This window comes from Pseudomonas marginalis (assembly GCF_008692035.1).
Classification (GTDB): Bacteria; Pseudomonadota; Gammaproteobacteria; order Pseudomonadales; family Pseudomonadaceae; genus Aquipseudomonas; species Aquipseudomonas marginalis.
This window is the reverse complement of record NZ_VTFG01000002.1, coordinates 1,357,466-1,382,742: the sequence shown is the minus strand read 5'-3', so window position 1 is coordinate 1,382,742 and position 25,277 is coordinate 1,357,466. Positions and strand designations below refer to the sequence as shown.

Below are 25,277 nucleotides of genomic sequence, written 5' to 3'. Positions count from 1 at the left end.
GAGTGCGTCATCGGGGGCAAGCCCCCGATAGCGGTCTACAGATCAATCAAGGCGCCGGATTCGGATGATCCTTCTGAATCGCCTCAATCCCTTCCAGCACCTCTTTCGACAGTTTCAGATCAGCACTGGCGATGTTGCTGTCCAGTTGCTCCAGGTTCGTGGCGCCAATAATGTTGCTGGTCACGAACGGTTGTTGGGTCACAAACGCCAACGCCATCTGCGCCGGATCCAGGCCATGCTCCCGCGCCAGTGCCACGTAACGGCTGCACGCCGCCTCCGACTGCGGGTTGAAGTAGCGGCTGAAACGGCTGTACTCGGTCAGGCGCGCCTTGGCCGGGCGTGCGCCACCTTCGTACTTGCCGCTGAGCATGCCGAACGCCAGGGGCGAGTAAGCCAGCAGGCCGCATTGCTCACGGATGGCCACTTCGGCCAGGCCCACTTCAAAGCTGCGGTTGAGCAGGTTGTAGGGGTTCTGGATCGATACCGCGCGGGGCCAGCCACGGGCTTCGGCCAGGGCCAGGAATTTCATGGTGCCCCACGGGGTTTCATTGGACAGGCCGATATGGCGGATCTTGCCGGCCTTGACCTGCTCGTCCAGGGCTTCGAGGGTTTCCTCCAGCGGGGTCAGGTCGTCTTCGTCCTTGTGCTTGTAGCTCAGTTGGCCGAAGAAGTTGGTGCTGCGCTCCGGCCAGTGCAACTGGTAGAGGTCGATCCAGTCGGTTTGCAGGCGCTTGAGGCTGGCGTCCAGTGCCTCGACGATGTGCTTGCGGTTGTGGCGCAGGTGGCCGTCGCGGATGTAGTCGATGGTGTTGCCGGGGCCGGCGATCTTGCTGGCGAGGATCCAGTCGCCACGGTCGCCGCGGCTTTTGAAGTAATTACCGATGTAACGCTCGGTGGTGGCATAGGTGTCGGCCTTGGGCGGCACCGGGTACATTTCTGCGGTGTCGAGGAAGTTGATCCCCGCCGCCTTGGCCCGTTCGATCTGCGCGAAGGCCTCTGCCTCGCTGTTCTGCTCGCCCCAGGTCATGGTGCCCAGGGCTATCGCGCTCACGTTCAGATCCGTTCGGCCCAGCTGTCGATAATCCATCGGGTACTCCTTCAGGGAAAACAATCATAAAAGCAGGTTGAATTTTTTTTCGCAATCTGCATAATTGCCCACCTCTTTCTGCAGTGGAAGTGATGCGCCGCCTGCCGAAGAATCTTGCCGTTGAACGGACGCGCCGACCCGAGCCCCCGATAGCGTCTGTATCCGGCTGCCTTTGACTTGTCAAAGTAAGCACTATTCAGTAAGATCCGCCGTCTAATTTACAGGGCGGCCCCTGAGGCTATTAAAGAATGACAACTTTTACTGCAAAACCGGAAACAGTTCAGCGCGACTGGTTTGTCGTCGACGCCGCTGGTCAGACCCTGGGTCGTCTGGCCACTGAAGTCGCCAGCCGTCTGCGTGGCAAGCACAAGCCTGAGTACACCCCTCACGTTGACACCGGTGACTACATCGTGATCATCAACGCTGAGCAGGTACGTGTTACCGGCAACAAAGCGCAAGACAAAATGTACTACCGTCACTCCGGTTTCCCAGGCGGTATCAAGTCTTCCAACTTTGAAGGCCTGATCTCCAAGAAGCCTGAAGCCCCGATCGAAATCGCGGTCAAAGGCATGCTGCCGAAGGGCCCACTGGGTCGCGATATGTTTCGCAAGCTGAAAGTCTATGCGGGCGCTGTACACCCTCATGCTGCTCAGCAGCCCCAAGAACTGAAGTTTTAACGGAATAGTTCATTATGTCGGCGACTCAAAATTACGGCACTGGCCGTCGCAAAACCGCAACCGCACGCGTTTTCCTGCGTCCGGGCACTGGTAACATCTCGATCAACAACCGCACTCTGGATAACTTCTTCGGTCGCGAAACTGCCCGCATGGTAGTTCGTCAGCCGCTGGAATTGACCGAGACTGTTGAAAAGTTCGACATCTACGTCACCGTTATCGGTGGCGGTGTAAGTGGTCAAGCTGGCGCAATCCGCCACGGTATCACTCGCGCTCTGATGCAGTACGACGAAACCCTGCGTGGCGCTCTGCGCAAAGCTGGCTTCGTGACTCGTGATGCCCGTGAAGTTGAACGTAAGAAAGTCGGTCTGCGTAAAGCGCGTAAGCGTCCGCAGTACTCGAAGCGTTAATTCGCTTTACGTTCCACAAAAACGCCCAGCCTCCTTACGGAGCTGGGCGTTTTTTATTGCCTGCGATTTATGCACATTTTTCACCGTGACAACTTGCCACATCCGTAGACCCCCTATACTACAAGGCCTGGAGGCGGAGCCCCGGGCAATTCCCTTGTCAGACGTGGGGCTTTTCATTACCATTCGGCAAAATTTTTATAAGTTCAGATTTAATACTTAGTAGACGCCTGATTTAACAGGCCAAAAAGCTGATGGGAGAGGACTGAATGAGCAATGACGGCGTGAATGCAGGCCGGCGTCGCTTCTTGGTAGCAGCCACATCCGTGGTGGGTGCTGCAGGAGCGGTGGGGGCTGCGGTCCCGTTCGTGGGGTCATGGTTTCCCAGTGCCAAGGCGAAAGCCGCAGGTGCACCGGTGAAGGTGAATATCAGCAAGATCGAACCAGGCCAGCAGATGATTGCTGAGTGGCGCGGCCAGCCGGTATTCATTGTTCGTCGTACGGAGGAAATCCTGGGAAATCTGAAAAAGATCGAAGGCCAGTTGTCTGACCCCAAATCTGAGAAATCCGACCAACCCGCCTACGCCAAAAACGAAGCACGTTCGATCAAGCCAGAGATTCTGCTGCTGGTCGGCCTGTGTACCCACTTGGGATGCTCACCCACTTTCCGCCCGGAAGTTGCCCCAGTCGATCTGGGGAAAGACTGGGTCGGTGGTTATTTCTGCCCCTGCCACGGCTCCCACTACGATCTGGCGGGTCGCGTCTACAAGTCCCAGCCCGCTCCCTTGAACCTGCCCGTGCCTCCGCATACCTACGAAACTGACGACCTCATTGTCATTGGCCTCGATAAGGAGAACGCGTGATGAGCAAGTTCATGGATTGGGTCGATGCACGCTTCCCCGCTACTAAAATGTGGGAAGACCATCTCAGCAAGTATTACGCCCCGAAGAACTTCAACTTCTTCTACTTCTTTGGCTCCCTGGCACTGCTGGTGCTGGTCAACCAGATCGTCACCGGTGTCTGGCTGACGATGAGCTACACCCCGTCGGCGGAGGAGGCGTTTGCTTCCGTCGAATACATCATGCGTGACGTCGAGTACGGCTCGATCCTGCGTCTGCTGCACTCCACCGGCGCTTCAGCGTTCTTTATCGTGGTCTACCTGCACATGTTCCGTGGTTTGCTCTACGGTTCGTACCAGAAGCCCCGCGAGCTGGTGTGGGTGTTCGGCATGCTGATCTACCTGGCGCTGATGGCAGAAGCCTTCATGGGCTACCTGCTGCCATGGGGCCAGATGTCGTACTGGGGCGCCCAGGTGATCATCTCGCTGTTCGGTGCGATCCCGGTCATCGGCAACGACCTGACCCAGTGGATCCGCGGTGACTACCTGATCTCCGGTATCACCCTGAACCGCTTCTTCGCCCTGCATGTCGTGGCGCTGCCCATCGTGATCCTGGGCCTTGTGGTGCTGCACATCCTGGCGCTGCACGAAGTGGGTTCCAACAACCCGGATGGCGTGGACATCAAGAAGCACAAGGACGAGAACGGCATCCCGCTGGATGGCATCCCGTTCCACCCGTACTACACCGTGAAAGACATTGTCGGCGTGGTCGTGTTCCTCTTCGTGTTCTGCTCGATCGTGTTCTTTTTCCCGGAGATGGGTGGTTATTTCCTCGAGAAGCCTAACTTCGAACAGGCGAACGCCTTCAAGACACCTGAGCACATTGCCCCGGTCTGGTACTTCACGCCGTTCTACGCGATCTTGCGGGCGATCCCCGACAAACTCATGGGCGTCATCGCCATGGGCGCGGCCATTGCGGTGCTTTTCGTGTTGCCGTGGCTCGACCGAAGCCCAGTCAAGTCCATGCGCTACAAAGGCTGGCTGAGCAAAATCTGGCTGTGGGTGTTCTGCATTGCATTCGTGATTCTGGGCGTGTTGGGCGTATTGGCGCCGACCCCGGAGCGTACGCTGCTGTCGCAGGTCTGCACCTTCCTGTACTTCGCCTACTTCATTCTGATGCCGTTCTACACCCGGCTCGAGAAGACCAAACCGGTTCCGGAAAGGGTGACTGGCTGATGAAAAAATTATTCGTTGCATTGATGCTTGCGGCGCTGCCGCTACTGTCCTTCGCTGCCGAGCACGGCGGCCCGGAACTGGAAAAAGTCGATATCGACGTGTCTGACAAGGCGGCTATGCAAGACGGCGCGCGTACGTTCGCCAACTACTGCATGGGCTGCCACAGCGCCAAGTTCCAGCGTTACGAGCGGGTGGCCGATGACCTCGGTATCCCCCATGAAATGATGCTGGAGAAGCTGGTGTTCACCGGCGCCAAGATCGGCGACCACATGAATATCGGCATGAAGCCTGCCGACGCCAAGACCTGGTTCGGTGCAGCACCGCCTGACCTGACTCTGGTGGCACGTGTACGCGGCACCGACTGGCTCTACGGCTACCTGAAATCCTTCTACGAGGACCCGGCGCGCCCTTATGGCGTGAACAACCGTGTGTTCCCGAACGTCGGCATGCCTAACGTTCTGGTCGGCCTGCAAGGCAAGCAAGTGGTAGGATGCAAGCAGGTTCAGGTCGTCGAAGACGGCAAGAAGCAATATGATCCGTTGACCGGTACGCCTTTGACCCATGAAGCGTGCGATCAACTGAAGATAGAAACCCCTGGTTCGTTGACTGACGAGCAGTTTGACGAGAAGGTCAAGAATCTGGTGACCTTCCTGGCCTATTCGGCCAACCCAGTCAAACTGCAACACCAGCGCATCGGGACGTATGTCTTGCTGTACCTGGCTTTCTTCTTCGTATTCGCTTATCTGCTTAAACGCGAATACTGGAAGGATGTGCATTGATCCAACCGTAAGCAATTGCTGTTAATCTTGCGCGCCCAGCGGCATCTCTAACCCGTAGCGACCTGGACTTTCCAGAGGCTGCAGAGATGCTTTCTGGGCGCGCTCGTTTTTGAGCTTTCCATAATTTCAACAAGCGAGGAGGACCGCCATGGGCGTGACCAATCGGTTGGCCTGTTACTCCGACCCCGCCGACCACTATTCCCACCGAGTACGCATCGTACTCGCAGAGAAGGGTGTCAGCGCCGAGATCATCAGTGTGGAGGTGGGTCGTCATCCGCCGAAACTGATCGAAGTGAACCCTTACGGCAGCTTGCCCACCCTGGTCGATCGTGACCTGGCGTTGTGGGAGTCAACCGTGGTGATGGAATATCTGGATGAGCGTTACCCGCATCCGCCTTTGCTGCCGGTGTATCCGGTGGCCCGTGCCAACAGCCGCCTGCTGATCCATCGGATCCAGCGAGATTGGTGCGGGCTGGTGGATTTGATCCTGGATACCCGCAGCAAAGAAGCCGCTCGGGTGCAGGCGCGCAAGGAATTGCGCGAGAGCCTGACCGGTGTTTCGCCGTTGTTCGCCGATAAACCTTTTTTCCTCAGCGAGGAACAAAGCTTGGTGGATTGCTGCCTATTACCCATACTCTGGCGCTTGCCGATTCTGGGCATTGAACTGCCACGGCCTGCCAAGCCGTTGCTTGATTACATGGAGCGCCAGTTTGCGCGTGAGGCTTTCCAGGCAAGTCTGTCTGGTGTCGAACGCGATATGCGCTAAGGCTTAAGGAGCCGTTGATGAACTCCAGTCGACCTTACCTGGTCCGCGCGCTCTATGAGTGGATTGTGGATAACGATTGCACCCCGCACATGCTGGTCAATTCCGAATTTCCTGCGGTTCAGGTACCGCAGGGTTTTGCCAGTGACGGGCAGATTGTGTTGAACGTATCACCCAGCGCCGTGCGCCACCTGCATATGGACAATGAAGCGGTCAGCTTCGAAGGGCGCTTCGGTGGTGTGCCGCATACGCTGTTCGTGCCGATTGGCGCTATCCTCGGCATCTATGCCCGGGAGAACGGCCAAGGCATGGTGTTCGATCTGGAGTCGCCTTTCGAGGACGACGAAGTGATTGAAGAGGAAGATGGCGATGATGTGCCGCCACCGGATACCGAGCCACCGCGTCCAAGCGGTCGGCCGAGCCTGAAAGTGGTGAAGTAAAGTGCGTAAGTCTTCGGGCCTGCGTTAAAAAATGCCTCGGCTCTGCCGGGGCATTTTTTTGTCAAAAACTCCCCGCTGTTTCGCTGGCGGCCCCCGTGGTGAACTGATTGTCGACGCCGCCTTGCCAGTAGACCTCGTTGACATTGCTCAGGCTGCGGATCAGGCATTTCCATTTGATGTGTTGCTGTGTGGGCCACACGACAGTGCCGCTCCAGCGATTGGATGCGCCGGATTGCAGTGCGATAGCGTGGGCCGGGTCCCAGGCGCCGAGTTCGATAGGCGACCCCACTGCGTAGACTGCCTGGCCGAGCTCCGGCCTGGCGTTGTCGCAGTGCAGGGTGGTCGTGGTGTCGGAAGGTGCCGGGACGGCCTGCCACGAGCGGATGCGCTGCCCGTCCGCAAACAGTGCAGGGCTGAAGCCGTCAGGCACCTTGGAAAGGTCGGAGTCCAAGGCGATCAGCAGGCGCTTGCGGCTGCCTTGGATGGCGGCCACCAATCCGGAATAGTGGGTCTGGAAACTGATGGGTGAATCGGCCCTGATGCCGGCGTCCTTGCGCAGGCTGATCAGCTCGCGGATCAGGTCGCCCCGGCCCCAGTCGTACATGTCGGGCCAATACACAGTCGGCGTACCCGGGCTCAGCAGGATATAGGCATAGGCGATATTGCGTTGCGGGTCGGCAAGGGGCCAATGATGCTGCCCGCCGTATTGCCCTGGCGAATAACCGGTGTCGTGGTTGTCGACAAAGGTCACCGCGACCTGCCGCCATGCCGGTTCGGGATTGCCATTCAAGCCATGACGCCACTCGGCCAAGCTGCCATTTTGCATGCGCTCCTTGAGGGCGAAATCGAACACGCTGCAGTGGGACCGATCCGACCAGTCCTTCAACGCATCCTGCCAACTGGCCTGGCTGCGCCAGTCGTTCGCCGGATACTCGCCGGGGCCTTTCCACAACTCGCCGACGCAGAACGCTTGGTCACCAACGTTTTTCATCCACACATCGACCCGCTCCGGCGCGTAGCCGCGCACAAAATCGAAGCGCAAGCCTTTGGCGCTGTAGTTGTCCCGCAGGTTCCTGAATTCCTGCATGAAGCGCTGCGAGACTTCCGAGTTGTTTGTGTTGAGGTCGGCCGAACCGCTCATGAACGCATCGCCCTCATCACAGGCGACGGGGGCGGTGCAGTCATCGCGCCACAGCTTGAGCCCCCTGGGAAAGCGTATCTGTTTACTTGGCAGCTTGTCGTTCATATGGTTGGGCACCACGTCGTATATCGCTTGCACGCCGGCACCTGCCAGGGCGGCGACCGCCTGTTTGAGCTGGCTGTCGCTGCCGTACTGGCTGTTCTTGTCGAAGTCGCTCCAGAAGTAGCCTTCACCGCCGCCCGACGTTCCCGACGTCGCGTCGCTCCAACTGGATTGATCGCTCCAGGCGGGCGGCAGCCAGACTTTGGTGAAGCCGTCCTGGCCGATAGTGGGGGCCATTTGTGCCAGCACCTCATACCATTTCTGCGGGGCATTGCGGCTGGAGTTCCAGTGGAAACCCTGCAGCAGGATGTCTTCTCCACCGCCATTGCGCACGCTCGGCGGTGCAGCGTGGACGGCGCATGCCAGCAGCCAGACAATCGTTGTGCAATACCAGCCTGTGCGTTTCATCACCCGGCACCTGTTTGCTGGAACAGGCTTTACTCTGCTACGGGGATGGAAAACCGTCTGCTGTCATAATTGCCAGGTGCGCGAGAACGTTTGGCACTAAGACCCAGGCGTGAAGTAGCCACGCGTTATGTTCGAATTTGAACCCCCTTTTCACGGGAGCCCTATACAGCCGGAGCTGAAAGCTGCCCGCTTGTACATGAAAGTGCGGTACAAACGGTGATCGTACAACCGCCATGGGCTATGATGCTGTTTTAGTCCGCCGAGATAGATGATTCCACATGGAAAACGCCAGCACCGCCCCTCGTCTTCCCCGCAAGCGCCGCAGCCTTGCCCAGGAATTGGTCACGGTGCTGTCCGAGCAGATCCGTGATGGTCAACTCAAACGTGGCGACAAGCTGCCCACCGAATCGGCGATCATGGACGCCCATGGCGTCAGCCGCACCGTGGTCCGCGAGGCCATCTCCCGCTTGCAGGCGGCGGGGCAGGTGGAAACCCGTCATGGTATCGGCACCTTTGTGCTCGACACGCCGAGCCCGAGCGGCTTTCGCATCGATCCGGCTACGGTAGTCACTTTGCGTGACGTGCTGGCGATTCTCGAACTGCGTATCAGCCTGGAAGTGGAATCCGCCGGGCTGGCCGCACTGCGCCGTAGCGATGAACAGCTGGCCGCCATGCGCGCGGCCCTCGATGCCCTGAATGAAAGCGCGGCGCACGCCGGTGATGCGGTGGCCTCGGACTTCGCGTTCCACCTGGAAATTGCGTTGTCCACCGGCAACCGCTACTTCACCGACATCATGACCCACCTGGGCACCAGCATCATCCCGCGTACGCGCCTGAACTCGGCACGCCTGGCTCATGATGACCACCAGCACTACATGGGGCGCCTGAGCCGCGAACACGAAGAGATTTATGAGGCGATTGCCCGCCAGGATTCGGATGCGGCGCGGGCGGCGATGCGCTTGCACCTGACCAATAGCCGTGAGCGGCTGCGCCATGCCCATGAAGAGGCTGAAAGGGCAGGCTGATCGTCAGCAGGTGGCTCATGTGCTGTCCAGCGTTTTTCTATGACGTTTGCATTGATTGGATGTAGGACGCTAACGAGTCCAGTGTTCGCCTCAGGAGCCAATGCCTAAGCCCCTGAGGTGTGTTATCCGCCCTTGATGAACGGTACATAACTGTTAGAGCTCACAGTATCGACAGGCGGTACCGCTCAAGCCGGGGTATTCGGCTTGTAATCCTTAAGCAACAAATACGTACTCCACCCCCACCAATCATTGGTCCAGTGCTTGTCGTTGAGGTCATTCACGTCCTTGCGTCGTAGCACCTTGTCGCCCTCCATCTTGAACAATGGCGAGAAGTTATTCGCCGGGTTCTGTGCCGCGTTCAAATCCGGGGCGTACAGCGGTGCCTTGAAGTTGGCCGGGGAGGGCGCAACGCCATCGATGAAGGTTTCGAAGATCTCATCAGCGGATGCCTGAACGGCGCGTTTGACCTGTGCCCGATTGGCTGCGTCGATACTGTCGAAATAGCGTTTGTCGCCATAGGCATGCCACTCGTCACCCACGGCATTGCGCACCTTGAGCCCGAACTTGCTGTCTTCATCGTGCATGAAGCGGCTGATCAGCGAGCCCAGTTCGCCCGGAGTGACGACCGCCGCCAGCTGTTTGCGCGGCACGCGCAGGTGGCCGGCAGAAAATAGATCGGTCAAGAAGTGATCGGCAAAGCCGTTCATGGCGTAGGCCAGCTCCAATGCCTGATCGGTACCGGTCTGGTGGGCCACCACGGCCTGTTGCAAGGCGGCTGCATGCCCCGCCAGGTAGGCCGCCAGCGCCCATTCGCCGAAGTGGTCGGCGTTGTCCGCCGCCAGTTTCAGGTAACGCCCCAGTGGGATCAGTGCCGACACCGCGCTGCCGCCACCGGTGATGCGGTTCCATTCCTCGGACAACGTATCACCCAGAGCATCATAGGCTTCATGGGCTTGCTTGCCGTCCTTGATCGCCTGGTTGACCGCGTTGATCTCTTTTTGCATCACCGCCAGGATCTTCGGCGCTTCGTCCCGCGAGGCCGGCAGCACGGCCAGTGAGTTGAACGCGGCGCTGAAACGCTGCATACGATCGGCAGGTGAGGTGCCTTCGTTGATGGGCTGGCCGGGGATGCCATAAAAATCACCGCCCAGGGCGATCACTTGGCCGTAGGTGAGTGCCAGCCCGTTGGGCAGGTGCAGTTCGACTTGCCGCGCGGGGATTGCCGGGGCGTCCTTGCTGAAGCGCAACAGCGTATCGTCGCCGATGGCGGTGTGTTCACCGGCTTCGAAGCGCAGGGTAGGCGGTTTTTTTGCGGGTGCTGCGAGTTCAGGACCTGACATGTTAGCTCCTTGCTATGTCGTAGGAATCTTCCTTGAATGCTGTATGTATATACAGCAATGCAGAGCATAGAGGAATAATTTCCTACGTCAAGAACAGCGCTGCCCAAGCCTTTCAACGCCCTCAAGTGCACAACGCCGATGAATTGCAGTTGACGAAATTATTTATAGTTGTACGATGACGTACGACATCAACAAAACCAACAACCTTTCAATAGAAAGTCTTCGCCCAGGGTGTTCGAATAATGAATCCACAAGAACTGAAGTCCATCCTCTCCCACGGTCTGCTGTCTTTCCCGGTGACCGATTTCAATGCCCAGGGTGACTTCCACCAGGCGGGCTACATCAAGCGCCTGGAATGGCTGGCCCCTTACGGCGCCACTGCTTTGTTCGCAGCGGGCGGCACTGGTGAGTTTTTCTCCCTCGCCGCCAGCGAATATTCCCAAGTGATCAAGACCGCCGTGGATACCTGCGCCACCAGCGTGCCGATCCTCGCCGGTGTCGGTGGTTCGACCCGCCAGGCCATCGAGTACGCGCAAGAAGCCGAGCGCCTGGGCGCCAAAGGCCTGCTGCTGCTGCCGCATTACCTCACCGAAGCCAGCCAGGACGGGGTCGCCGCCCACGTTGAAGCGGTGTGCAAATCAGTCAAGATCGGTGTGGTGGTCTACAACCGCAACGTGTGCCGCCTGACCGCTCCGCTGCTGGAACGCCTGGCCGAGCGCTGCCCGAACCTGATCGGCTACAAGGATGGCCTGGGTGACATCGAGTTGATGGTGTCGATCCGCCGCCGTCTGGGTGATCGTTTCAGCTACCTCGGCGGCCTGCCGACCGCGGAGGTCTACGCCGCTGCCTACAAGGCCCTGGGCGTACCGGTGTACTCCTCGGCGGTGTTCAACTTCATCCCGAAGACCGCGATGGATTTCTACCACGCCATTGCCAAGGACGATCACGCCACCGTCGCCAAGATCATCGACGACTTCTTCCTGCCGTACCTGGACATCCGTAACCGCAAGGCCGGTTATGCCGTGAGCATCGTCAAGGCGGGTGCAAAAATCGTCGGCTATGACGCAGGCCCTGTGCGCACGCCGCTGACCGATCTGCTGCCGGAAGAATACGAAGCCCTGGCCGCGCTGATCGACAAGCAAGGTCCGCAATAAATTATCCACAAGGCCGCTGAGCAATCAGCGGCCTTTTGCGTCAGGAGAAGATTCGTGTCCCAAGTAAAGCGTTTTGAGAACTACATCAACGGTGAATGGGTTGCCGGCGCCGACTACTGCGTCAACCTCAACCCGTCGGAGTTGTCCGATGTCATTGGTGAATACGCCAAGGCCGACGTCACCCAGGTCAACGCCGCCATCGACGCCGCCCGCGCCGCATTCCCGGCCTGGTCCACTTCCGGGATCCAGGCTCGCCACGATGCCCTGGATAAAGTCGGCAGTGAAATCCTCGCCCGTCGCGAAGAACTCGGCACCCTGTTGGCCCGTGAAGAAGGCAAGACCCTGCCGGAAGCCATCGGCGAAGTGACCCGCGCCGGTAACATCTTCAAGTTCTTCGCCGGTGAGTGCCTGCGGTTGTCCGGCGACTACGTGCCGTCGGTACGCCCGGGCGTCAATGTGGAAGTCACCCGTGAAGCCCTTGGCGTGGTCGGCCTGATCACCCCGTGGAACTTTCCGATCGCGATTCCCGCCTGGAAAATCGCCCCGGCCCTGGCCTACGGCAACTGCGTGGTGATCAAGCCGGCTGAACTGGTACCGGGCTGCGCCTGGGCCCTGGCGGAGATCATCTCCCGCGCCGGTTTCCCTGCCGGTGTGTTCAACCTGGTAATGGGCAGCGGCCGTGTGGTGGGCGATGTGCTGGTCAACAGCCCGAAAGTCGACGGCATCAGCTTCACCGGTTCCGTCGGTGTGGGTCGCCAGATCGCTGTCAGCTGCGTATCGCGCCAAGCCAAAGTGCAGTTGGAAATGGGCGGCAAGAACCCGCAGATCATTCTCGACGACGCCGACCTCAAGCAGGCCGTCGAGCTGTCGGTACAGAGCGCGTTCTACTCCACCGGCCAGCGTTGCACGGCGTCCAGCCGCCTGATCGTCACCGCCGGTATCCACGACCAGTTCGTCGCGGCCATGGCCGAGCGCATGAAGTCGATCAAGGTCGGCCACGCGCTCAAAAGCGGCACCGACATCGGCCCGGTGGTTTCCCAGGCCCAACTGGACCAGGACATGAAGTACATCGACATCGGCCAAAGCGAAGGTGCGCGGCTGGTGAGCGGTGGCGGCCTGGTCACCTGCGACACCGAAGGCTACTACCTGGCGCCGACGCTGTTTGCCGACAGCGAAGCCGCCATGCGTATCAGCCGTGAAGAGATCTTCGGCCCGGTCGCCAACGTCGTGCGCGTGGCGGACTACGAGGCGGCACTGGCCATGGCCAACGACACCGAGTTCGGTTTGTCGGCGGGCATTGCCACCACGTCGTTGAAGTACGCCAACCACTTCAAGCGCCACTCCCAGGCGGGGATGGTGATGGTCAACCTGCCGACCGCAGGTGTGGATTACCACGTTCCATTCGGTGGCCGTAAAGGCTCGTCCTATGGCTCGCGGGAGCAGGGTCGCTATGCGCAGGAGTTCTACACCGTGGTGAAAACCAGCTACATCGGTTCGTAATACGCAACACCCAGTGGGGGCCGGAGGCCTGCCGGTCCCCACGACAAAAACAGAAAACCATTACCCGCAAAAAAAATAATTAGTGGGAGTACTTCTACATGCAAGCGACCAAGCCGACCCATGTCCGCTATTTGATCCTGCTCATGCTGTTCCTGGTGACCACGATCAACTACGCCGACCGGGCCACCATCGCAATCGCGGGCTCCAGCCTGCAAAAAGACCTCGGCATCGACGCGGTCACCCTCGGTTATATCTTCTCCGCATTCGGTTGGGCCTACGTGGCCGGGCAAATCCCCGGTGGCTGGCTGCTGGACCGATTCGGCTCGAAAAAAGTCTACGCCCTGAGCATCTTCACCTGGTCACTGTTCACCGTGCTGCAAGGCTACGTCGGTGAGTTCGGTGTCTCCACCGCAGTGGTTGCGCTGTTCATGCTGCGCTTCATGGTGGGCCTGGCCGAGGCGCCGTCCTTCCCGGGCAACGCGCGGATTGTTGCCGCCTGGTTCCCGACCGCCGAGCGCGGTACGGCCTCGGCGATCTTCAACTCGGCGCAGTACTTCGCCACGGTGTTGTTCGCGCCGTTGATGGGCTGGATCGTCTACCGCTTCGGCTGGCAGCACGTGTTTATCGTGATGGGCGTGATCGGCATCGTGTTCTCGCTGATCTGGCTGAAAGTTATCCACAGCCCGCGCCAGCACCCGATGATCAACGAAGCCGAGCTCAATCACATCGCCGCCAATGGCGCGATGGTCGATATGGACCAGGACAAGGGCAAGGGTAAGAAAACCGACGGTCCGAAGTGGGATTACATCCGTCAGTTGCTGACCAACCGCATGATGCTTGGCGTGTACTTGGGCCAGTACTGCATCAACGGCATCACCTACTTCTTCCTGACCTGGTTCCCGGTTTACCTGGTGCAGGACCGCGGCATGACCATCCTCAAGGCCGGTTTCATCGCCTCGTTGCCGGCGATCTGCGGGTTTATCGGTGGCGTGCTGGGCGGGGTGATTTCCGACTACCTGCTGCGCAAAGGCCATTCGCTGACGTTCGCCCGCAAGGCGCCGATCATTGCCGGCCTGCTGGTCTCCAGCAGCATCATCGCGTGCAACTATGTAGACGTTGAATGGATGGTGGTGGGCTTCATGGCCTTGGCTTTCTTCGGCAAGGGTGTTGGCGCATTGGGCTGGGCGGTGGTGTCCGACACCTCGCCGAAACAAATCGCCGGTCTCAGTGGCGGCTTGTTCAACACCTTCGGTAACCTCGCGTCGATCACCACGCCGATTGTCATCGGCTACATCATCAGCACCACCGGCTCGTTCAAGTGGGCCCTGGTGTTTGTCGGCGCCAACGCGCTGGTGGCGGTGTTCAGCTATCTGGTCATCGTCGGCCCGATCAAGCGTGTAGTACTCAAAGAGCCGCCAAGCAAGGGGCCTGAGTTGACCAACCTAACCGAAGCGCATTCCTGAGAGGCCCCGTGATGCAGTTGATTGAACATGCCGACTCGCCGCGCTCCATCCGCCTGCACGAGCGCGACAACGTAGTGATCGTGGTCAACGACCAGGGCGTACCGGCCGGGACCGAGTTCCCGGACGGCCTGGTGACCGTGGATTTCATCCCCCAGAGCCACAAAGTGACCCTGGAAGACATCCCTGAAGGCGGTCAGATTATTCGCTACGGACAGACCATCGGTTACGCCCTGGCGCCGATTCCGCGCGGCAGTTGGGTCCAGGAAGATCAACTGCGCATGCCCACCGCGCCACCGCTGGACAGCTTGCCGCTGTCCACCGAGGTGCCTGAAACCCAGGCACCGTTGGAGGGGTTTACCTTCGAGGGCTATCGCAACGCCGACGGTACCGTGGGCACGCGCAATATCCTCGGCATCACCACCACGGTGCAGTGCGTGACGGGCGTGCTGGATCATGCGGTCAAGCGCATCAAGGACGAATTGCTGCCCAAGTACCCCCACGTCGATGACGTGGTGGCGCTGACCCACAGCTACGGCTGCGGGGTGGCGATCACCGCGACGGATGCCTACATCCCGATCCGTACCGTGCGTAACCTGGCGCGCAACCCGAACCTGGGCGGCGAAGCCCTGGTGATCAGCCTGGGCTGCGAGAAATTGCAGGCCGGGCAGGTGATGCATGACAACGACAGCTCCGTCGACCTCAGCGAGCCGTGGCTGTATCGGTTGCAGGATTCCAGCCACGGCTTTACCGAAATGATCGAACAGATCATGGACCTGGCCGAAGTGCGCCTGAAGAAGCTCGACCAGCGTCGCCGGGAAACCGTGCCGGCGTCCGAGTTGATCCTGGGCATGCAGTGCGGCGGCAGTGATGCGTTTTCCGGCATCACCGCCAACCCGGCGCTGGGCTATGCCTCGGATCTGTTGCTGCGGGCCGGGGCAACGGTGATGTTTTCCGAAGTCACCGAAGTGCGGGATGCCATTTACCTGCTGACTTCGCGCGCAGAGACGAAGGAAGTTGCCGAAGAGTTGGTCAGGGAAATGGACTGGTACGACCGCTACCTGGCCAAGGGTGAGGCCGATCGCAGCGCCAACACCACGCCAGGCAACAAGAAGGGCGGGCTGTCGAACATTGTCGAGAAGTCCCTGGGCTCCATCGTCAAGTCCGGCAGCAGTGCGATCAACGGCGTGCTGGGCCCTGGCGAGCGCTTCAAAAGCAAGGGCCTGATCTTTTGCGCCACGCCGGCCAGTGACTTTGTCTGCGGTACCCTGCAACTGGCGGCGGGGATGAACCTGCATGTGTTCACCACCGGGCGTGGCACCCCTTACGGGCTGGCGATGGCGCCGGTGGTGAAGGTCTCGACACGTACGGAGCTGGCGCAGCGCTGGCCGGACCTCATCGATATCGACGCCGGGCGCATTGCCACCGGGCGCGCGACCATCGAGGAGTTGGGCTGGGAGTTGTTCCACTTCTACCTGGACGTGGCCAGCGGTAAGAAGCAGACCTGGGCGGAGCATCACAAGCTGCATAACGACATCACCTTGTTCAACCCGGCGCCGATTACCTGAGACCGCGTCGCCTGCCATCGGGGGCAAGCCCCTCCCACAGTTTGAATTGTGAATACTTTCAAGTGTGGGAGGGGGCTTGCTCCCGATAGCGGTCTATCAGGCGCCGTTGGGCTGTATGGCTTATCATTAGCCACCTGACGACGCTCACCAAGGTTCTCCCCGGCATGCTGGCAATTTTCCTCACCACCCTCACCATCACTGCGCCGGTATTCGCCATGCTGTTCCTGGGTGTGCTGCTCAAGCGCATCAACTGGATCAACGACAACTTTATCCACACGGCTTCGTCCCTGGTGTTCAACGTCACCATGCCGGCGCTGCTGTTCCTCGGCATCCTCCACGCCGACCTGCACTCGGCGCTCAAGCCGGGGTTGCTGATCTATTTTGCCGTGGCCACGCTGCTGAGCTTTGCCCTGGCCTGGGGCTGGGCGATTTTTCGCTGCAAGCGTGAAGACCGGGGCATCTACACCCAGGGCGCGTTTCGCGGCAACAACGGGGTGATCGGCCTGGCCCTGGCGGCCAGCATGTATGGCGACTACGGCATTTCCCTCGGCGCGATCCTCGCGGCGCTGGTGATCCTGTTCTACAACACGCTGTCGACCATTGTGCTGGCGGTGTACAGCCCGGTGATCAAGTCCGACCCGTGGAGCATCTGCAAAAGTGTGGTGGCCAATCCGCTGATCATCAGCGTCATCGTGGCGGCGCCGTTCGCGTATTTTCAGATTGGCCTGCCGGGCTGGCTGGAAAAATCCATGCAGTACCTGGCGGACACCACCTTGCCGCTGGCATTGATCTGCATTGGCGGCACCTTGTCCCTGGCGGCGTTGCGCAAGAGCGGCAATATGGCGCTGAGCGCGAGCTTGATGAAGATGGTCTGGCTGCCGGTGGTCGCGACCCTGGGCGCTTGGCTGTTGGGCTTTCGCGGGCCGGAGTTGGGAATCCTGTTCCTGTACTTCGGTGCGCCGACCGCTGCGGCGAGCTTCGTGATGGCCAGGGCGGCCGAGGGCAATCATGAACTGGCGGCGGCGATTATCGTGATCACCACGCTGATGGCGGCAGTGACCACGAACATCGGGATTTTCGTGTTGCAGGCGGGGGGCTGGATCTAGCCTTCTTTCTGATAGGTGTCGATGACTTCCTGCGCCGCCCGAAACGCATCAATCGCCGCCGGTACGCCGGCATACACCGCGCAATGCAGCAGCGCTTCGCGAATTTCCTCCACAGTACAGCCGTTGTTCAACGCGCCGCGCACGTGGCCCTTGAGCTCCTGCGGGCACTTGAGCGCGGTGAGGGCGGCCAGGGTAATCAGGCTGCGCGTCTTCAGCGGCAAACCTTCGCGGGTCCACACGCTGCCCCAGGCATGTTCGTTGACGAAGTCCTGCAGCGGCTGGGTGAATTCGGTGGCGTTGCCCAGGGCACGATCGACGAACACATCGCCCATCACCTGGCGACGCATTTCAACCCCGGGCTTTTTCTGATCGGTCATTGCGATTCCCTCTTGTGTTGGCGGCGCCAGGCTCGCAGCGTGCTGAACAACAGGAAAGCCACCAGCGCTGGCAGGACGTAATACAGCATCAGTTGTTCAAGCTTGTTGGCCAGGGGCATGCCGGTGGTGAACGACATCACGTGCAGCCCATACGCCAGGTACAGGCCCAGCAGCACCAGGCCTTCGGCGCGGGTGACGCGGTAGCCGGTATAAAACACCGGCAGGCACAGCACCACCACGCCGAGCATCACCGGCAGGTCGAAGTCCAGGGCGTTGGGCGACACCGACAGCGGCGAAGGCGCGAGCAGCGCGGTCAGCCCCAATACGCCCAGCAGGTTGAACAGGTTGCTGCCGATCACGTTGCCCACGGCAATTTCCCGCTGGCCGCGCAGGGCGGCAATCAGTGAGGTGGCCAGGCAGGGCAGCGACGTGCCGACGCCGATCAGCGTAAGGCCGATGATGCGCTCCGACAGGCCCAGGTCCGCCGCCACATCCACCGCCGCGCCGAGCAGCAAGTGCCCGGCCAGCACCAGGATCAACAGCCCGCCCAGCATCTGCAGCACACTGCTCAGCCAGGGCGCCCGGGCGACGGTATCCAGGGTGCGCGGGCGGCGCGAATGGCGGGTCTGGTAATGCAGCACGCCGAGGTAGGCCAGCAGGGCAATCAGCAGCAGCAGGCCATCGACCGGCGTCAGTTCTTCATTGGCCGCCAGGGTAAACACCAGCAGCCCGGCGAGGATCATCACCGGAATATCCAGGCGCACCAGCTGCCGCGAGACGCGCAGGGGGATGATCAGCGCCGACAGGCCCAGGGTCACGAGAATGTTGAAGATGCTGCTGCCGATCACGCTGCCCACGGCAATGTCGGTATTGCCGGCCAGGGTGGCCTGCAGGCTGACGGTCATCTGCGGCGCGCTGCTGCCGAAGGCGACGATCGTAAGGCCGATGATCAGCGGCCGCACCTTGAGGCTGGCGGCCAGGCGCACGGCGGCGCGCACCAGGATTTCGGCGCCGAGGATCAGCAGCACCAGGCCGCTGACCAGTTCGAGCAGGCTCCAGGGCGAGAGGGCGGTTAATCCGAAAATGGCCAGGGCTCCGTCTTCAATTGCTCAAGGCTTGCACGCGAACCCGCGCAGTGCCGCTGCTCAGCATGCCCAGTTGCTCGGCCGCCTTGCGTGATAGATCGATCAAGCGCCCACGGGTATGCGGGCCGCGATCGTTGATGCGGACCACGACGGATTTGTCGTTGTCGAGATTGGTGACCTTGACCTGGGTGCCGAAGGGCAGTCGCCGGTGGGCGGCGGTCAGGGCGTTCTGGTTGAAGGGTTCACCGCTGGCGGTTTTCTTGCCATGGTGCCTGGCGCCGTAATAAGAGGCGGTGCCGGTTTCGTCGTAGCCGTTGGGGTCGATGAGGCCGCTGGCGCAGCCGGCCAGCAGTGAGAATAGAGCCCATAGACCTAATAGACGCTTCATTATCAAGGTGCCCCCCATCACAAATGTGGGAGGGGGCTTGCCCCCGATAGCGGTGATTCAGTCAAAACAGCAGTGACTGACACTCTGCTATCGGGGGCAAGCCCCCTCCCACAGGAGGTCCGAGTCAGGCATGAAGTCTCGCCCGGACCATTCATCGCAATCAGCCTTCGAGCTTGCTTTTCAGCAGTTCGTTCACCTGTTGCGGGTTGGCCTTGCCTTTGGAGGCTTTCATCGCCTGGCCGACAAAGAAGCCGAACATCTTGCCGCGCTTGGCTTCGTCTGCCGCACGGTACTGTTCGACCTGCTCGGCGTTGGCCGCCAGCATTTCATCCAGCACGGCCGAGATGGCGCCGCTGTCGGTGACTTGCTTGAGGCCGCGTTTCTCGATGATCTCGTCGGCGCTGCCTTCACCGCTGGCCATGGCTTCGAACACGGTCTTGGCGATTTTGCCGGAGATGGTGTTGTCCTTGATGCGCAGCAGCATGCCGCCCAATTGCTCGGCCGACACCGGCGCTTCGTCGATCTCCAGGCCCTGTTTGTTCAACAGGCTGCCCAGCTCGACCATCACCCAGTTGGCTGCCAGCTTGGCGTCACCGGCAATGCTCACGACCTTTTCGAAGTAGTCGGCTTGCTCACGGCTCGAAGCCAGTACGCTGGCATCGTAGACCGACAGGCCGAACTGCGCCTGGAAGCGCTCGCGTTTTTGCGGCGGCAATTCCGGCAGGGTGGCGCGGATCTCATTGAGGAACGAGTCCTCAAGCACCACCGGCAACAGGTCCGGATCGGGGAAGTAACGGTAGTCGTTGGCTTCCTCTTTGCTGCGCATGGCGCGGGTTTCGTCTTTGTTCGGGTCGTACAGGCGCGTTTGCTGGATCACCTTGCCGCCGTCCTCGATCAATTCGATCTGGCGCCGCACTTCGGTGTTGATCGCTTTCTCGATAAAGCGGAACGAGTTGACGTTCTTGATCTCGCAGCGAGTGCCGTACTCGGCCTGGCCTTTTGGCCGCACCGACACGTTGCAGTCGCAACGCAGCGAGCCTTCGGCCATGTTGCCGTCACAGATGCCCAGGTAACGCACCAGCGCGTGGATGGTCTTGACGTAGGCCACGGCTTCCTTGGCGCTGCGCATGTCCGGCTCGGACACGATCTCCAGCAGCGGCGTGCCGGCACGGTTCAGGTCGATACCAGTGGCACCGTTGAACTCTTCGTGAAGGCTCTTGCCGGCGTCTTCTTCCAGGTGCGCACGGGTGACGCCGACACGCTTGATGGTGCCGTCTTCCAGCGGGATGTCCAGGTAGCCCTTGCCGACGATCGGCAATTCCATCTGGCTGATCTGGTAGCCCTTGGGCAGGTCCGGGTAGAAGTAGTTCTTGCGCGCGAACACGTTGTGCTGGCCGATCTCGGCGTCAATCGCCAGGCCGAACATCACCGCCATGCGCACGGCTTCCTGGTTCAGCACCGGCAGTACGCCAGGCATGCCCAGGTCTACCAGGCTGGCCTGGGTGTTGGGCTCGGAGCCGAACGTGGTGGCGCTACCGGAGAAAATCTTCGATTGGGTGGCGAGCTGGGTATGAATCTCCAGCCCGATCACAACTTCCCATTGCATAGTGTTCTCCTCAGAAGCCGGTAGGGGTGCGAGTGTGCCAGTCGGTGTTCAACTGGTACTGGTGCGCCACATTGAGCAGGCGGCCTTCCTGGAAATACGGGGCGAGCAATTGCACGCCCACCGGCAGGCCATCGACGAAACCGGCGGGCATGGACAAGCCCGGCAGGCCCGCGAGGTTGGCGGTGATGGTGTAGAGGTCTTCCAGGTACTCGGCAATCGGGTCGCCGGTCTTGGCACCGATCTTCCAGGCCGGGTTCGGCGTGGTTGGGCCGAGGATCACGTCGACTTCTTCAAAGGCAGCCATGAAGTCGTTCTTGATCAGGCGTCGGATCTTTTGCGCCTTGAGGTAGTACGCGTCGTAATAGCCGGCGGACAGCGCGTAGGCACCGACCATGATCCGGCGTTGCACTTCGGCGCCGAAGCCTTCGCCACGGGAGCGTTTGTACAGGTCGGTCAGGTCCTTCGGGTTTTCGCAGCGATAGCCGAAGCGCACGCCGTCGAAACGCGACAGGTTGGAAGAGGCTTCTGCCGGCGCGATCACGTAGTAGGCAGGAATCGCATGCTGGTTGTTTGGCAGGCTGATTTCCTTGATCACGGCGCCGAGCTTTTCCAGCGTCTTGACGCTGTTGTGTACCAGTTCGGCGATGCGCGGGTCGAGGCCGGCGCTGAAGTATTCCTTCGGCACGCCGATGCGCAGGCCCTTGAGCGAAGTATTGAGGCTGGCGCTGTAGTCCGGCACCGGTTCATCGATGCTGGTGGAGTCCTGGGCGTCGAAGCCTGCCATGCCTTGTAACAAAATCGCGCAGTCTTCGGCCGTGCGGGCCAGTGGGCCGCCCTGATCGAGGCTGGAGGCGTAGGCGATCATGCCCCAGCGGGAAACGCGACCGTAGGTAGGCTTCAGGCCGGTGAGGTTGGTGAAGGCCGCCGGCTGGCGGATCGAGCCGCCGGTGTCGGTGGCCGTGGCGGCTGGCAGGAAGCGCGCGGCAACGGCCGCAGCCGAACCACCGGACGAACCGCCGGGCACGTGTTCCAGGTTCCATGGGTTCTTCACCGCGCCGTAGTAGCTCGACTCGTTGGCCGACCCCATGGCGAATTCGTCCATGTTGGTCTTGCCCAGGGTCACGGCTCCGGCAGCGGCCAGCTTGGCGACCACGGTGGCGTCGTAGGGCGCCTTGAAGTTGTCGAGCATCTTCGAGCCGCAGCTGGTGCGAATGCCTTGGGTGCAGAACAGGTCCTTGTGGGCGATCGGTGCGCCCAGCAGGGCGCCGGTTTCACCGTTGGCGCGGCGTACATCCGCGGCCTTGGCCTGGCTCAGGGCCAGCTCTTCGGTGAGGCTGATGAAGCTGTTGACCTTGGGGTCCAGCTCGGCGATGCGCGCAAGCAGGGTCTTGGTCAGCTCTTCGGAAGAAAACTTTTTGTCGGCGAGACCGCGGGCGATCTCGGCCAGAGTCATGTGATGCATGAAAGGCTCTTTCCCTTTAGTCGATGACTTTCGGAACCAGGTACAGGCCGTTTTCGACCGCTGGCGCGATGGACTGGTAGGCCTCGCGATTATTGCGCTCGGTCACGACGTCTGCGCGCAGGCGCTGGCTGGCTTCCAGCGGGTGAGCCAGGGGCTCGATGCCGTCGGTATTCACGGCCTGCATTTGGTCAACCAGCCCGAGAATGCTATTCAGGGCTGCGGTGGTCTGTGGAAGATCGGCTTCATTCAGGCCAAGCGAGGCCAGATGAGCGATTTTTTCCACGTCGGAGCGTTCAAGCGCCATGGGAATCTCCAGTGGAAAACAGAACGGAGGCTGTCCGTGTGTTAGATTGTCGGAACACTACCGCATTTCTACGGTCTTACGGCCGCGATTGTGGGGGTTGGTGCACAGAAAGTCGGCCAATTTAGCACATTGGCGCCTTGCCCAAAATCCCTGTCGTTGTTAGAGTTTGCCGCACTTTTTTACCCACGCGTTGCCTAGGGTCCTTTCCCCATGTTCAAGAAACTGCGTGGCATGTTTTCCAGCGATCTTTCCATTGACCTGGGCACTGCCAACACCCTTATTTACGTGCGCGAGCGCGGTATCGTTCTGAATGAGCCATCGGTTGTGGCCATTCGGACCCATGGTAATCAGAAAAGTGTCGTTGCCGTCGGCACCGAGGCCAAGCGCATGCTCGGCCGAACACCAGGCAATATTGCTGCCATTCGTCCGATGAAAGACGGCGTGATCGCCGACTTCAGCGTCTGCGAAAAGATGCTGCAGTACTTCATCAACAAGGTTCACGAAAACAGCTTCCTGCAGCCCAGCCCTCGTGTGCTGATCTGCGTTCCGTGCAAATCCACCCAGGTGGAGCGTCGTGCCATCCGTGAATCGGCCCTTGGCGCCGGTGCCCGTGAAGTGTTCCTGATCGAAGAGCCGATGGCTGCTGCGATCGGTGCCGGCCTGCCGGTTGAAGAAGCGCGCGGTTCGATGGTGGTGGATATCGGTGGTGGTACCACTGAAATCGCCCTGATCTCCCTGAACGGTGTGGTGTATGCCGAATCCGTACGGGTAGGCGGCGACCGTTTCGACGAAGCGATCATCACTTATGTACGTCGCAACTACGGCAGCCTGATCGGCGAATCCACCGCCGAGCGCATCAAGCAGGAAATCGGTACCGCTTACCCGGGCGGCGAAGTTCGCGAAGTCGATGTTCGCGGTCGCAACCTGGCCGAAGGCGTTCCACGTGCCTTCACCCTGAACTCCAATGAAGTGCTGGAAGCTCTGCAAGAGTCCCTGGCCACCATCGTTCAGGCTGTGAAGAGCGCCCTGGAGCAATCGCCGCCGGAGCTGGCTTCCGACATCGCCGAGCGAGGCCTGGTGCTGACCGGTGGTGGCGCCCTGTTGCGCGACCTCGACAAGCTGCTGGCCCAGGAAACCGGCCTGCCGGTGATCGTCGCCGAAGACCCGCTGACCTGCGTTGCCCGTGGCGGTGGTCGTGCACTGGAAATGATGGATAAACACACCATGGACCTGCTCTCCAGCGAATAAGATCGTTGGTTGCACCATGCTTCGCCCGCAGGCAGCACTTTGCAGTGCTGCCTGTTGGCGTTTATCTTCTTCAATCTGCATCCAGGCCGGTTAGATGCCGTATGAATAAAGAGAACATTTGCCTGGGAGGAGCGGCCTATTAAACCGCTTTTCGCCAAAGGCCCCTCATTGGGCGTGCGCTTATTGGTGCTGGTCGTGCTTTCGGTCGCATTGATGGTGGTCGATGCCCGCTTTGCGCTGCTCAAGCCGGTGCGTAGCCAAATGTCGCTGGTGTTGATGCAGACCTACTGGATCACCGACCTGCCGCAACGTCTCTACCAGGGCGTGGCCAGCCAATTTGGCAGCCGTACCGAACTGGTTGCCGAGAACGAAAAACTCAAGACCGAAAACCTGCTGTTGCAGGGGCGCATGCAAAAGTTGGCGGCCCTCACCGAGCAGAACGTTCGGCTGCGCGAGTTGCTTAACTCTTCTGCGTTGGTCAACGAAAAGGTCGAAGTGGCCGAGTTGATCGGCATGGACCCCAACCCCTTTACCCATCGCATCATTATCAACAAGGGTGAGCGCGACGGTGTGGTGCTTGGTCAGCCGGTACTGGATGCTCGGGGACTGATGGGGCAGGTAGTCGAGCTGATGCCCTACACCTCGCGGGTCCTGCTGCTGACGGACACCACCCACAGCATTCCGGTGCAGGTCAACCGTAACGGCTTGCGCGCGATTGCCAGCGGGACCGGTAACCCTGAGCGCCTGGAATTGCGTCATGTGGCGGACACGGCCGACATCAAGGAAGGCGACCTGTTGGTCAGCTCCGGCCTGGGCCAGCGGTTCCCGGCAGGCTATCCGGTGGCAACGGTCAAGGAAGTGATCCACGATTCCGGCCAGCCCTTCGCCATTGTGCGTGCCGTACCCACTGCCGCCCTGAACCGCAGCCGCTACCTGTTGCTGGTGTTCAGCGACAACCGTACTCCGGAAGAACGCGCCAACGACGCCGCCCAGGCCCAGGAAGCGGAAGACAAGAAGAACGGCACTGCGCCGATCATTCCTGCGACCGTGCCCAAGCCTCAGTCGACTCCCCCCGTTGTACCGGCGGCAACTCCGGCAGCTACTGCGCCTGTGGCCACACCGGTCAAGCCTGCGGCCCATAGCGTGCACCCGGTGAAACCGACTGCAGCGAAACCGCCGGCCACCACGCCTGCCACTACGACGCCCGCTGCGAAGCCTCCAGCCGCAGCCCCGGCCACCACACGGCAGAGGGAGGAATAATGGCCGGTACTCATTCGAGCAATGGCTGGATCGTCTGGCTGACATTCGCTATCGGCTTGCTGCTCAGCGTTTCGCCGCTGCCGCAGTTCATGGAGATCCTGCGTCCGCTGTGGCTGGCATTGCTGCTGGCATTCTGGTCGCTGAACCTGCCCCATAAAGTGGGCATGGTGACGGCGATGTTCCTGGGCTTGGCGGAAGATGTGCTGTATGGCACCTTGCTGGGCCAGAACGCGTTGATCCTGACCCTGATTACCTTCCTGGTGCTGTCGTTGCAGCAGCGCCTGCGCATGTTCCCGATGTGGCAGCAATGCCTGGTGATCCTGGTGATCTTCGGCCTGGCGCAGTTGGTACAGTTGTGGCTCAGTGCCCTGACCGGCAACCGCCAGCCAACCCTGGCGCTGGTGTTGCCGGCCCTGGTCAGTGCGCTGCTGTGGCCGTGGATCAGCTTCGGCCTGCGTGGGTTACGTCGTCGCTATAAAATCAATTGAATGGATTGCGAGGCTCTGCCTGGTTATCGAA

At 60.4% G+C, this 25,277-nt stretch carries 25 protein-coding genes; 16 read left to right on the top strand and 9 right to left on the bottom strand.

Going from position 1 to position 25,277, the window contains the following annotated elements; genetic code table 11:
• Window positions 1-46: 46 nt before the first annotated feature.
• Window positions 47-1,087 carry an NADP(H)-dependent aldo-keto reductase gene (locus FX984_RS26600; protein WP_027604844.1) on the bottom strand — a complete coding sequence of 347 codons (1,041 nt, stop codon included), beginning with the start codon at window positions 1,085-1,087 and terminating at the stop codon, window positions 47-49.
• Window positions 1,088-1,335: 248 nt separating this feature from the next.
• Here FX984_RS26600 and rplM point away from each other — a divergent pair, with 248 nt between their 5' ends.
• The 7 genes from rplM to FX984_RS26565 all read left to right on the top strand — a co-directional run bounded on the left by rplM (window position 1,336) and on the right by FX984_RS26565 (window position 6,224).
• Window positions 1,336-1,764 carry a 50S ribosomal protein L13 gene (gene rplM / locus FX984_RS26595; RefSeq protein WP_003171742.1) on the top strand — a complete coding sequence of 143 codons (429 nt, stop codon included), beginning with the start codon at window positions 1,336-1,338 and terminating at the stop codon, window positions 1,762-1,764.
• Between the two features lie 14 nt (window positions 1,765-1,778).
• Window positions 1,779-2,171 carry a 30S ribosomal protein S9 gene (rpsI, locus tag FX984_RS26590; RefSeq protein WP_003171743.1) on the top strand — a complete coding sequence of 131 codons (393 nt, stop codon included), beginning with the start codon at window positions 1,779-1,781 and terminating at the stop codon, window positions 2,169-2,171.
• Between the two features lie 266 nt (window positions 2,172-2,437).
• Window positions 2,438-3,031 carry a ubiquinol-cytochrome c reductase iron-sulfur subunit gene (gene petA, locus FX984_RS26585; RefSeq protein ID WP_027604843.1) on the top strand — a complete coding sequence of 198 codons (594 nt, stop codon included), beginning with the start codon at window positions 2,438-2,440 and terminating at the stop codon, window positions 3,029-3,031.
• Window positions 3,031-4,242 carry a cytochrome b gene (locus FX984_RS26580; protein WP_003171746.1) on the top strand — a complete coding sequence of 404 codons (1,212 nt, stop codon included), beginning with the start codon at window positions 3,031-3,033 and terminating at the stop codon, window positions 4,240-4,242. The genes petA and FX984_RS26580 overlap by 1 nt, the downstream gene beginning before the upstream one ends.
• On the top strand, window positions 4,242-5,021 hold the full coding sequence (locus FX984_RS26575) for a cytochrome c1 (RefSeq protein WP_027604842.1): 780 nt from the start codon (window positions 4,242-4,244) through the stop codon (window positions 5,019-5,021). Before FX984_RS26580 ends, FX984_RS26575 begins: the two co-directional genes overlap by 1 nt.
• A gap of 148 nt (window positions 5,022-5,169) precedes the next feature.
• A complete protein-coding gene (locus FX984_RS26570) occupies window positions 5,170-5,787 on the top strand; it encodes a glutathione S-transferase N-terminal domain-containing protein (RefSeq protein WP_027604841.1) in 618 nt (205 codons plus the stop codon).
• Window positions 5,788-5,804: 17 nt separating this feature from the next.
• Window positions 5,805-6,224 (top strand): ClpXP protease specificity-enhancing factor, encoded by a 420-nt coding sequence (locus tag FX984_RS26565; RefSeq protein ID WP_027604840.1) that lies wholly within the window; start codon window positions 5,805-5,807, stop codon window positions 6,222-6,224.
• Window positions 6,225-6,285: 61 nt separating this feature from the next.
• On the opposite strand, the gene FX984_RS26560 is transcribed toward FX984_RS26565, so the two are convergent.
• Window positions 6,286-7,875, bottom strand: coding sequence for a glucan 1,4-alpha-maltotetraohydrolase domain-containing protein (locus tag FX984_RS26560; RefSeq protein ID WP_146476055.1), 1,590 nt, complete (start codon window positions 7,873-7,875; stop codon window positions 6,286-6,288).
• Between the two features lie 278 nt (window positions 7,876-8,153).
• Here FX984_RS26560 and FX984_RS26555 point away from each other — a divergent pair, with 278 nt between their 5' ends.
• A complete protein-coding gene (locus tag FX984_RS26555; protein ID WP_027604839.1) occupies window positions 8,154-8,900 on the top strand; it encodes a FadR/GntR family transcriptional regulator in 747 nt (248 codons plus the stop codon).
• Window positions 8,901-9,085: 185 nt separating this feature from the next.
• On the opposite strand, the gene FX984_RS26550 is transcribed toward FX984_RS26555, so the two are convergent.
• Window positions 9,086-10,240, bottom strand: a complete 1,155-nt coding sequence (locus tag FX984_RS26550) for a phospholipase (RefSeq protein ID WP_146476053.1) — start codon at window positions 10,238-10,240, stop codon at window positions 9,086-9,088.
• A gap of 242 nt (window positions 10,241-10,482) precedes the next feature.
• On the opposite strand from FX984_RS26550, the gene kdgD reads away from it, so the two are divergent.
• The 5 genes from kdgD to FX984_RS26525 all read left to right on the top strand — a co-directional run bounded on the left by kdgD (window position 10,483) and on the right by FX984_RS26525 (window position 17,028).
• Window positions 10,483-11,394, top strand: a complete 912-nt coding sequence (gene kdgD, locus FX984_RS26545; RefSeq protein ID WP_027604837.1) for a 5-dehydro-4-deoxyglucarate dehydratase — start codon at window positions 10,483-10,485, stop codon at window positions 11,392-11,394.
• A 54-nt stretch (window positions 11,395-11,448) separates the two neighbouring features.
• On the top strand, window positions 11,449-12,894 hold the full coding sequence (locus FX984_RS26540) for an aldehyde dehydrogenase family protein (RefSeq protein WP_027604836.1): 1,446 nt from the start codon (window positions 11,449-11,451) through the stop codon (window positions 12,892-12,894).
• 98 nt (window positions 12,895-12,992) lie between these two features.
• Window positions 12,993-14,357, top strand: coding sequence for an MFS transporter (locus FX984_RS26535; RefSeq protein WP_027604835.1), 1,365 nt, complete (start codon window positions 12,993-12,995; stop codon window positions 14,355-14,357).
• 11 nt (window positions 14,358-14,368) lie between these two features.
• Window positions 14,369-15,922 (top strand): galactarate dehydratase, encoded by a 1,554-nt coding sequence (gene garD / locus FX984_RS26530; RefSeq protein WP_146476077.1) that lies wholly within the window; start codon window positions 14,369-14,371, stop codon window positions 15,920-15,922.
• 164 nt (window positions 15,923-16,086) lie between these two features.
• On the top strand, window positions 16,087-17,028 hold the full coding sequence (locus FX984_RS26525) for an AEC family transporter (RefSeq protein WP_027604833.1): 942 nt from the start codon (window positions 16,087-16,089) through the stop codon (window positions 17,026-17,028).
• Here FX984_RS26525 and FX984_RS26520 read toward each other — a convergent pair.
• The 6 genes from FX984_RS26520 to gatC all read right to left on the bottom strand — a co-directional run bounded on the left by FX984_RS26520 (window position 17,025) and on the right by gatC (window position 22,250).
• A complete protein-coding gene (locus FX984_RS26520; protein WP_065924306.1) occupies window positions 17,025-17,405 on the bottom strand; it encodes a carboxymuconolactone decarboxylase family protein in 381 nt (126 codons plus the stop codon). The genes FX984_RS26525 and FX984_RS26520 overlap by 4 nt on opposite strands.
• Window positions 17,402-18,448 (bottom strand): calcium/sodium antiporter, encoded by a 1,047-nt coding sequence (locus tag FX984_RS26515; RefSeq protein ID WP_108573888.1) that lies wholly within the window; start codon window positions 18,446-18,448, stop codon window positions 17,402-17,404. The genes FX984_RS26520 and FX984_RS26515 overlap by 4 nt, the downstream gene beginning before the upstream one ends.
• A 58-nt stretch (window positions 18,449-18,506) precedes the next feature.
• Window positions 18,507-18,878 carry a septal ring lytic transglycosylase RlpA family protein gene (locus FX984_RS26510; RefSeq protein WP_027604830.1) on the bottom strand — a complete coding sequence of 124 codons (372 nt, stop codon included), beginning with the start codon at window positions 18,876-18,878 and terminating at the stop codon, window positions 18,507-18,509.
• A 160-nt stretch (window positions 18,879-19,038) separates the two neighbouring features.
• On the bottom strand, window positions 19,039-20,484 hold the full coding sequence (gatB, locus tag FX984_RS26505; protein WP_108573889.1) for an Asp-tRNA(Asn)/Glu-tRNA(Gln) amidotransferase subunit GatB: 1,446 nt from the start codon (window positions 20,482-20,484) through the stop codon (window positions 19,039-19,041).
• A gap of 10 nt (window positions 20,485-20,494) precedes the next feature.
• Window positions 20,495-21,946, bottom strand: coding sequence for an Asp-tRNA(Asn)/Glu-tRNA(Gln) amidotransferase subunit GatA (gatA, locus tag FX984_RS26500; RefSeq protein WP_027604828.1), 1,452 nt, complete (start codon window positions 21,944-21,946; stop codon window positions 20,495-20,497).
• 16 nt (window positions 21,947-21,962) lie between these two features.
• Entirely contained in the window at window positions 21,963-22,250 is a 288-nt protein-coding gene (gatC, locus tag FX984_RS26495; RefSeq protein ID WP_003171764.1) for an Asp-tRNA(Asn)/Glu-tRNA(Gln) amidotransferase subunit GatC, read from the bottom strand.
• Between the two features lie 210 nt (window positions 22,251-22,460).
• Here gatC and mreB point away from each other — a divergent pair, with 210 nt between their 5' ends.
• The 3 genes from mreB (at window position 22,461) to mreD (ending at window position 25,246) form a co-directional block, all read left to right on the top strand.
• The gene (mreB, locus tag FX984_RS26490) at window positions 22,461-23,498 is read left to right on the top strand and encodes a rod shape-determining protein MreB (protein WP_002555108.1); all 1,038 of its coding nucleotides are present in this window, start codon (window positions 22,461-22,463) and stop codon (window positions 23,496-23,498) included.
• A 138-nt stretch (window positions 23,499-23,636) separates the two neighbouring features.
• Window positions 23,637-24,758 (top strand): rod shape-determining protein MreC, encoded by a 1,122-nt coding sequence (mreC, locus tag FX984_RS26485; RefSeq protein WP_081744405.1) that lies wholly within the window; start codon window positions 23,637-23,639, stop codon window positions 24,756-24,758.
• Window positions 24,758-25,246, top strand: a complete 489-nt coding sequence (gene mreD / locus FX984_RS26480; protein WP_027604826.1) for a rod shape-determining protein MreD — start codon at window positions 24,758-24,760, stop codon at window positions 25,244-25,246. The genes mreC and mreD overlap by 1 nt, the downstream gene beginning before the upstream one ends.
• Window positions 25,247-25,277 lie beyond the last annotated feature (31 nt).

What these genes read in the sequence shown, in the direction of transcription:
- FX984_RS26600 (WP_027604844.1), bottom strand. Translation starts at nt 1,087, where the DNA reads ATGGATTATCGACAGCTGGGCCGAACGGATCTGAACGTGAGCGCGATA.
- rplM (WP_003171742.1), top strand. Translation starts at nt 1,336, where the DNA reads ATGACAACTTTTACTGCAAAACCGGAAACAGTTCAGCGCGACTGGTTT.
- rpsI (WP_003171743.1), top strand. Translation starts at nt 1,779, where the DNA reads ATGTCGGCGACTCAAAATTACGGCACTGGCCGTCGCAAAACCGCAACC.
- petA (WP_027604843.1), top strand. Translation starts at nt 2,438, where the DNA reads ATGAGCAATGACGGCGTGAATGCAGGCCGGCGTCGCTTCTTGGTAGCA.
- FX984_RS26580 (WP_003171746.1), top strand. Translation starts at nt 3,031, where the DNA reads ATGAGCAAGTTCATGGATTGGGTCGATGCACGCTTCCCCGCTACTAAA.
- FX984_RS26575 (WP_027604842.1), top strand. Translation starts at nt 4,242, where the DNA reads ATGAAAAAATTATTCGTTGCATTGATGCTTGCGGCGCTGCCGCTACTG.
- FX984_RS26570 (WP_027604841.1), top strand. Translation starts at nt 5,170, where the DNA reads ATGGGCGTGACCAATCGGTTGGCCTGTTACTCCGACCCCGCCGACCAC.
- FX984_RS26565 (WP_027604840.1), top strand. Translation starts at nt 5,805, where the DNA reads ATGAACTCCAGTCGACCTTACCTGGTCCGCGCGCTCTATGAGTGGATT.
- FX984_RS26560 (WP_146476055.1), bottom strand. Translation starts at nt 7,875, where the DNA reads ATGAAACGCACAGGCTGGTATTGCACAACGATTGTCTGGCTGCTGGCA.
- FX984_RS26555 (WP_027604839.1), top strand. Translation starts at nt 8,154, where the DNA reads ATGGAAAACGCCAGCACCGCCCCTCGTCTTCCCCGCAAGCGCCGCAGC.
- FX984_RS26550 (WP_146476053.1), bottom strand. Translation starts at nt 10,240, where the DNA reads ATGTCAGGTCCTGAACTCGCAGCACCCGCAAAAAAACCGCCTACCCTG.
- kdgD (WP_027604837.1), top strand. Translation starts at nt 10,483, where the DNA reads ATGAATCCACAAGAACTGAAGTCCATCCTCTCCCACGGTCTGCTGTCT.
- FX984_RS26535 (WP_027604835.1), top strand. Translation starts at nt 12,993, where the DNA reads ATGCAAGCGACCAAGCCGACCCATGTCCGCTATTTGATCCTGCTCATG.
- garD (WP_146476077.1), top strand. Translation starts at nt 14,369, where the DNA reads ATGCAGTTGATTGAACATGCCGACTCGCCGCGCTCCATCCGCCTGCAC.
- FX984_RS26525 (WP_027604833.1), top strand. Translation starts at nt 16,087, where the DNA reads ATGCTGGCAATTTTCCTCACCACCCTCACCATCACTGCGCCGGTATTC.
- FX984_RS26520 (WP_065924306.1), bottom strand. Translation starts at nt 17,405, where the DNA reads ATGACCGATCAGAAAAAGCCCGGGGTTGAAATGCGTCGCCAGGTGATG.
- FX984_RS26510 (WP_027604830.1), bottom strand. Translation starts at nt 18,878, where the DNA reads ATGAAGCGTCTATTAGGTCTATGGGCTCTATTCTCACTGCTGGCCGGC.
- gatB (WP_108573889.1), bottom strand. Translation starts at nt 20,484, where the DNA reads ATGCAATGGGAAGTTGTGATCGGGCTGGAGATTCATACCCAGCTCGCC.
- gatA (WP_027604828.1), bottom strand. Translation starts at nt 21,946, where the DNA reads ATGCATCACATGACTCTGGCCGAGATCGCCCGCGGTCTCGCCGACAAA.
- gatC (WP_003171764.1), bottom strand. Translation starts at nt 22,250, where the DNA reads ATGGCGCTTGAACGCTCCGACGTGGAAAAAATCGCTCATCTGGCCTCG.
- mreB (WP_002555108.1), top strand. Translation starts at nt 22,461, where the DNA reads ATGTTCAAGAAACTGCGTGGCATGTTTTCCAGCGATCTTTCCATTGAC.
- mreD (WP_027604826.1), top strand. Translation starts at nt 24,758, where the DNA reads ATGGCCGGTACTCATTCGAGCAATGGCTGGATCGTCTGGCTGACATTC.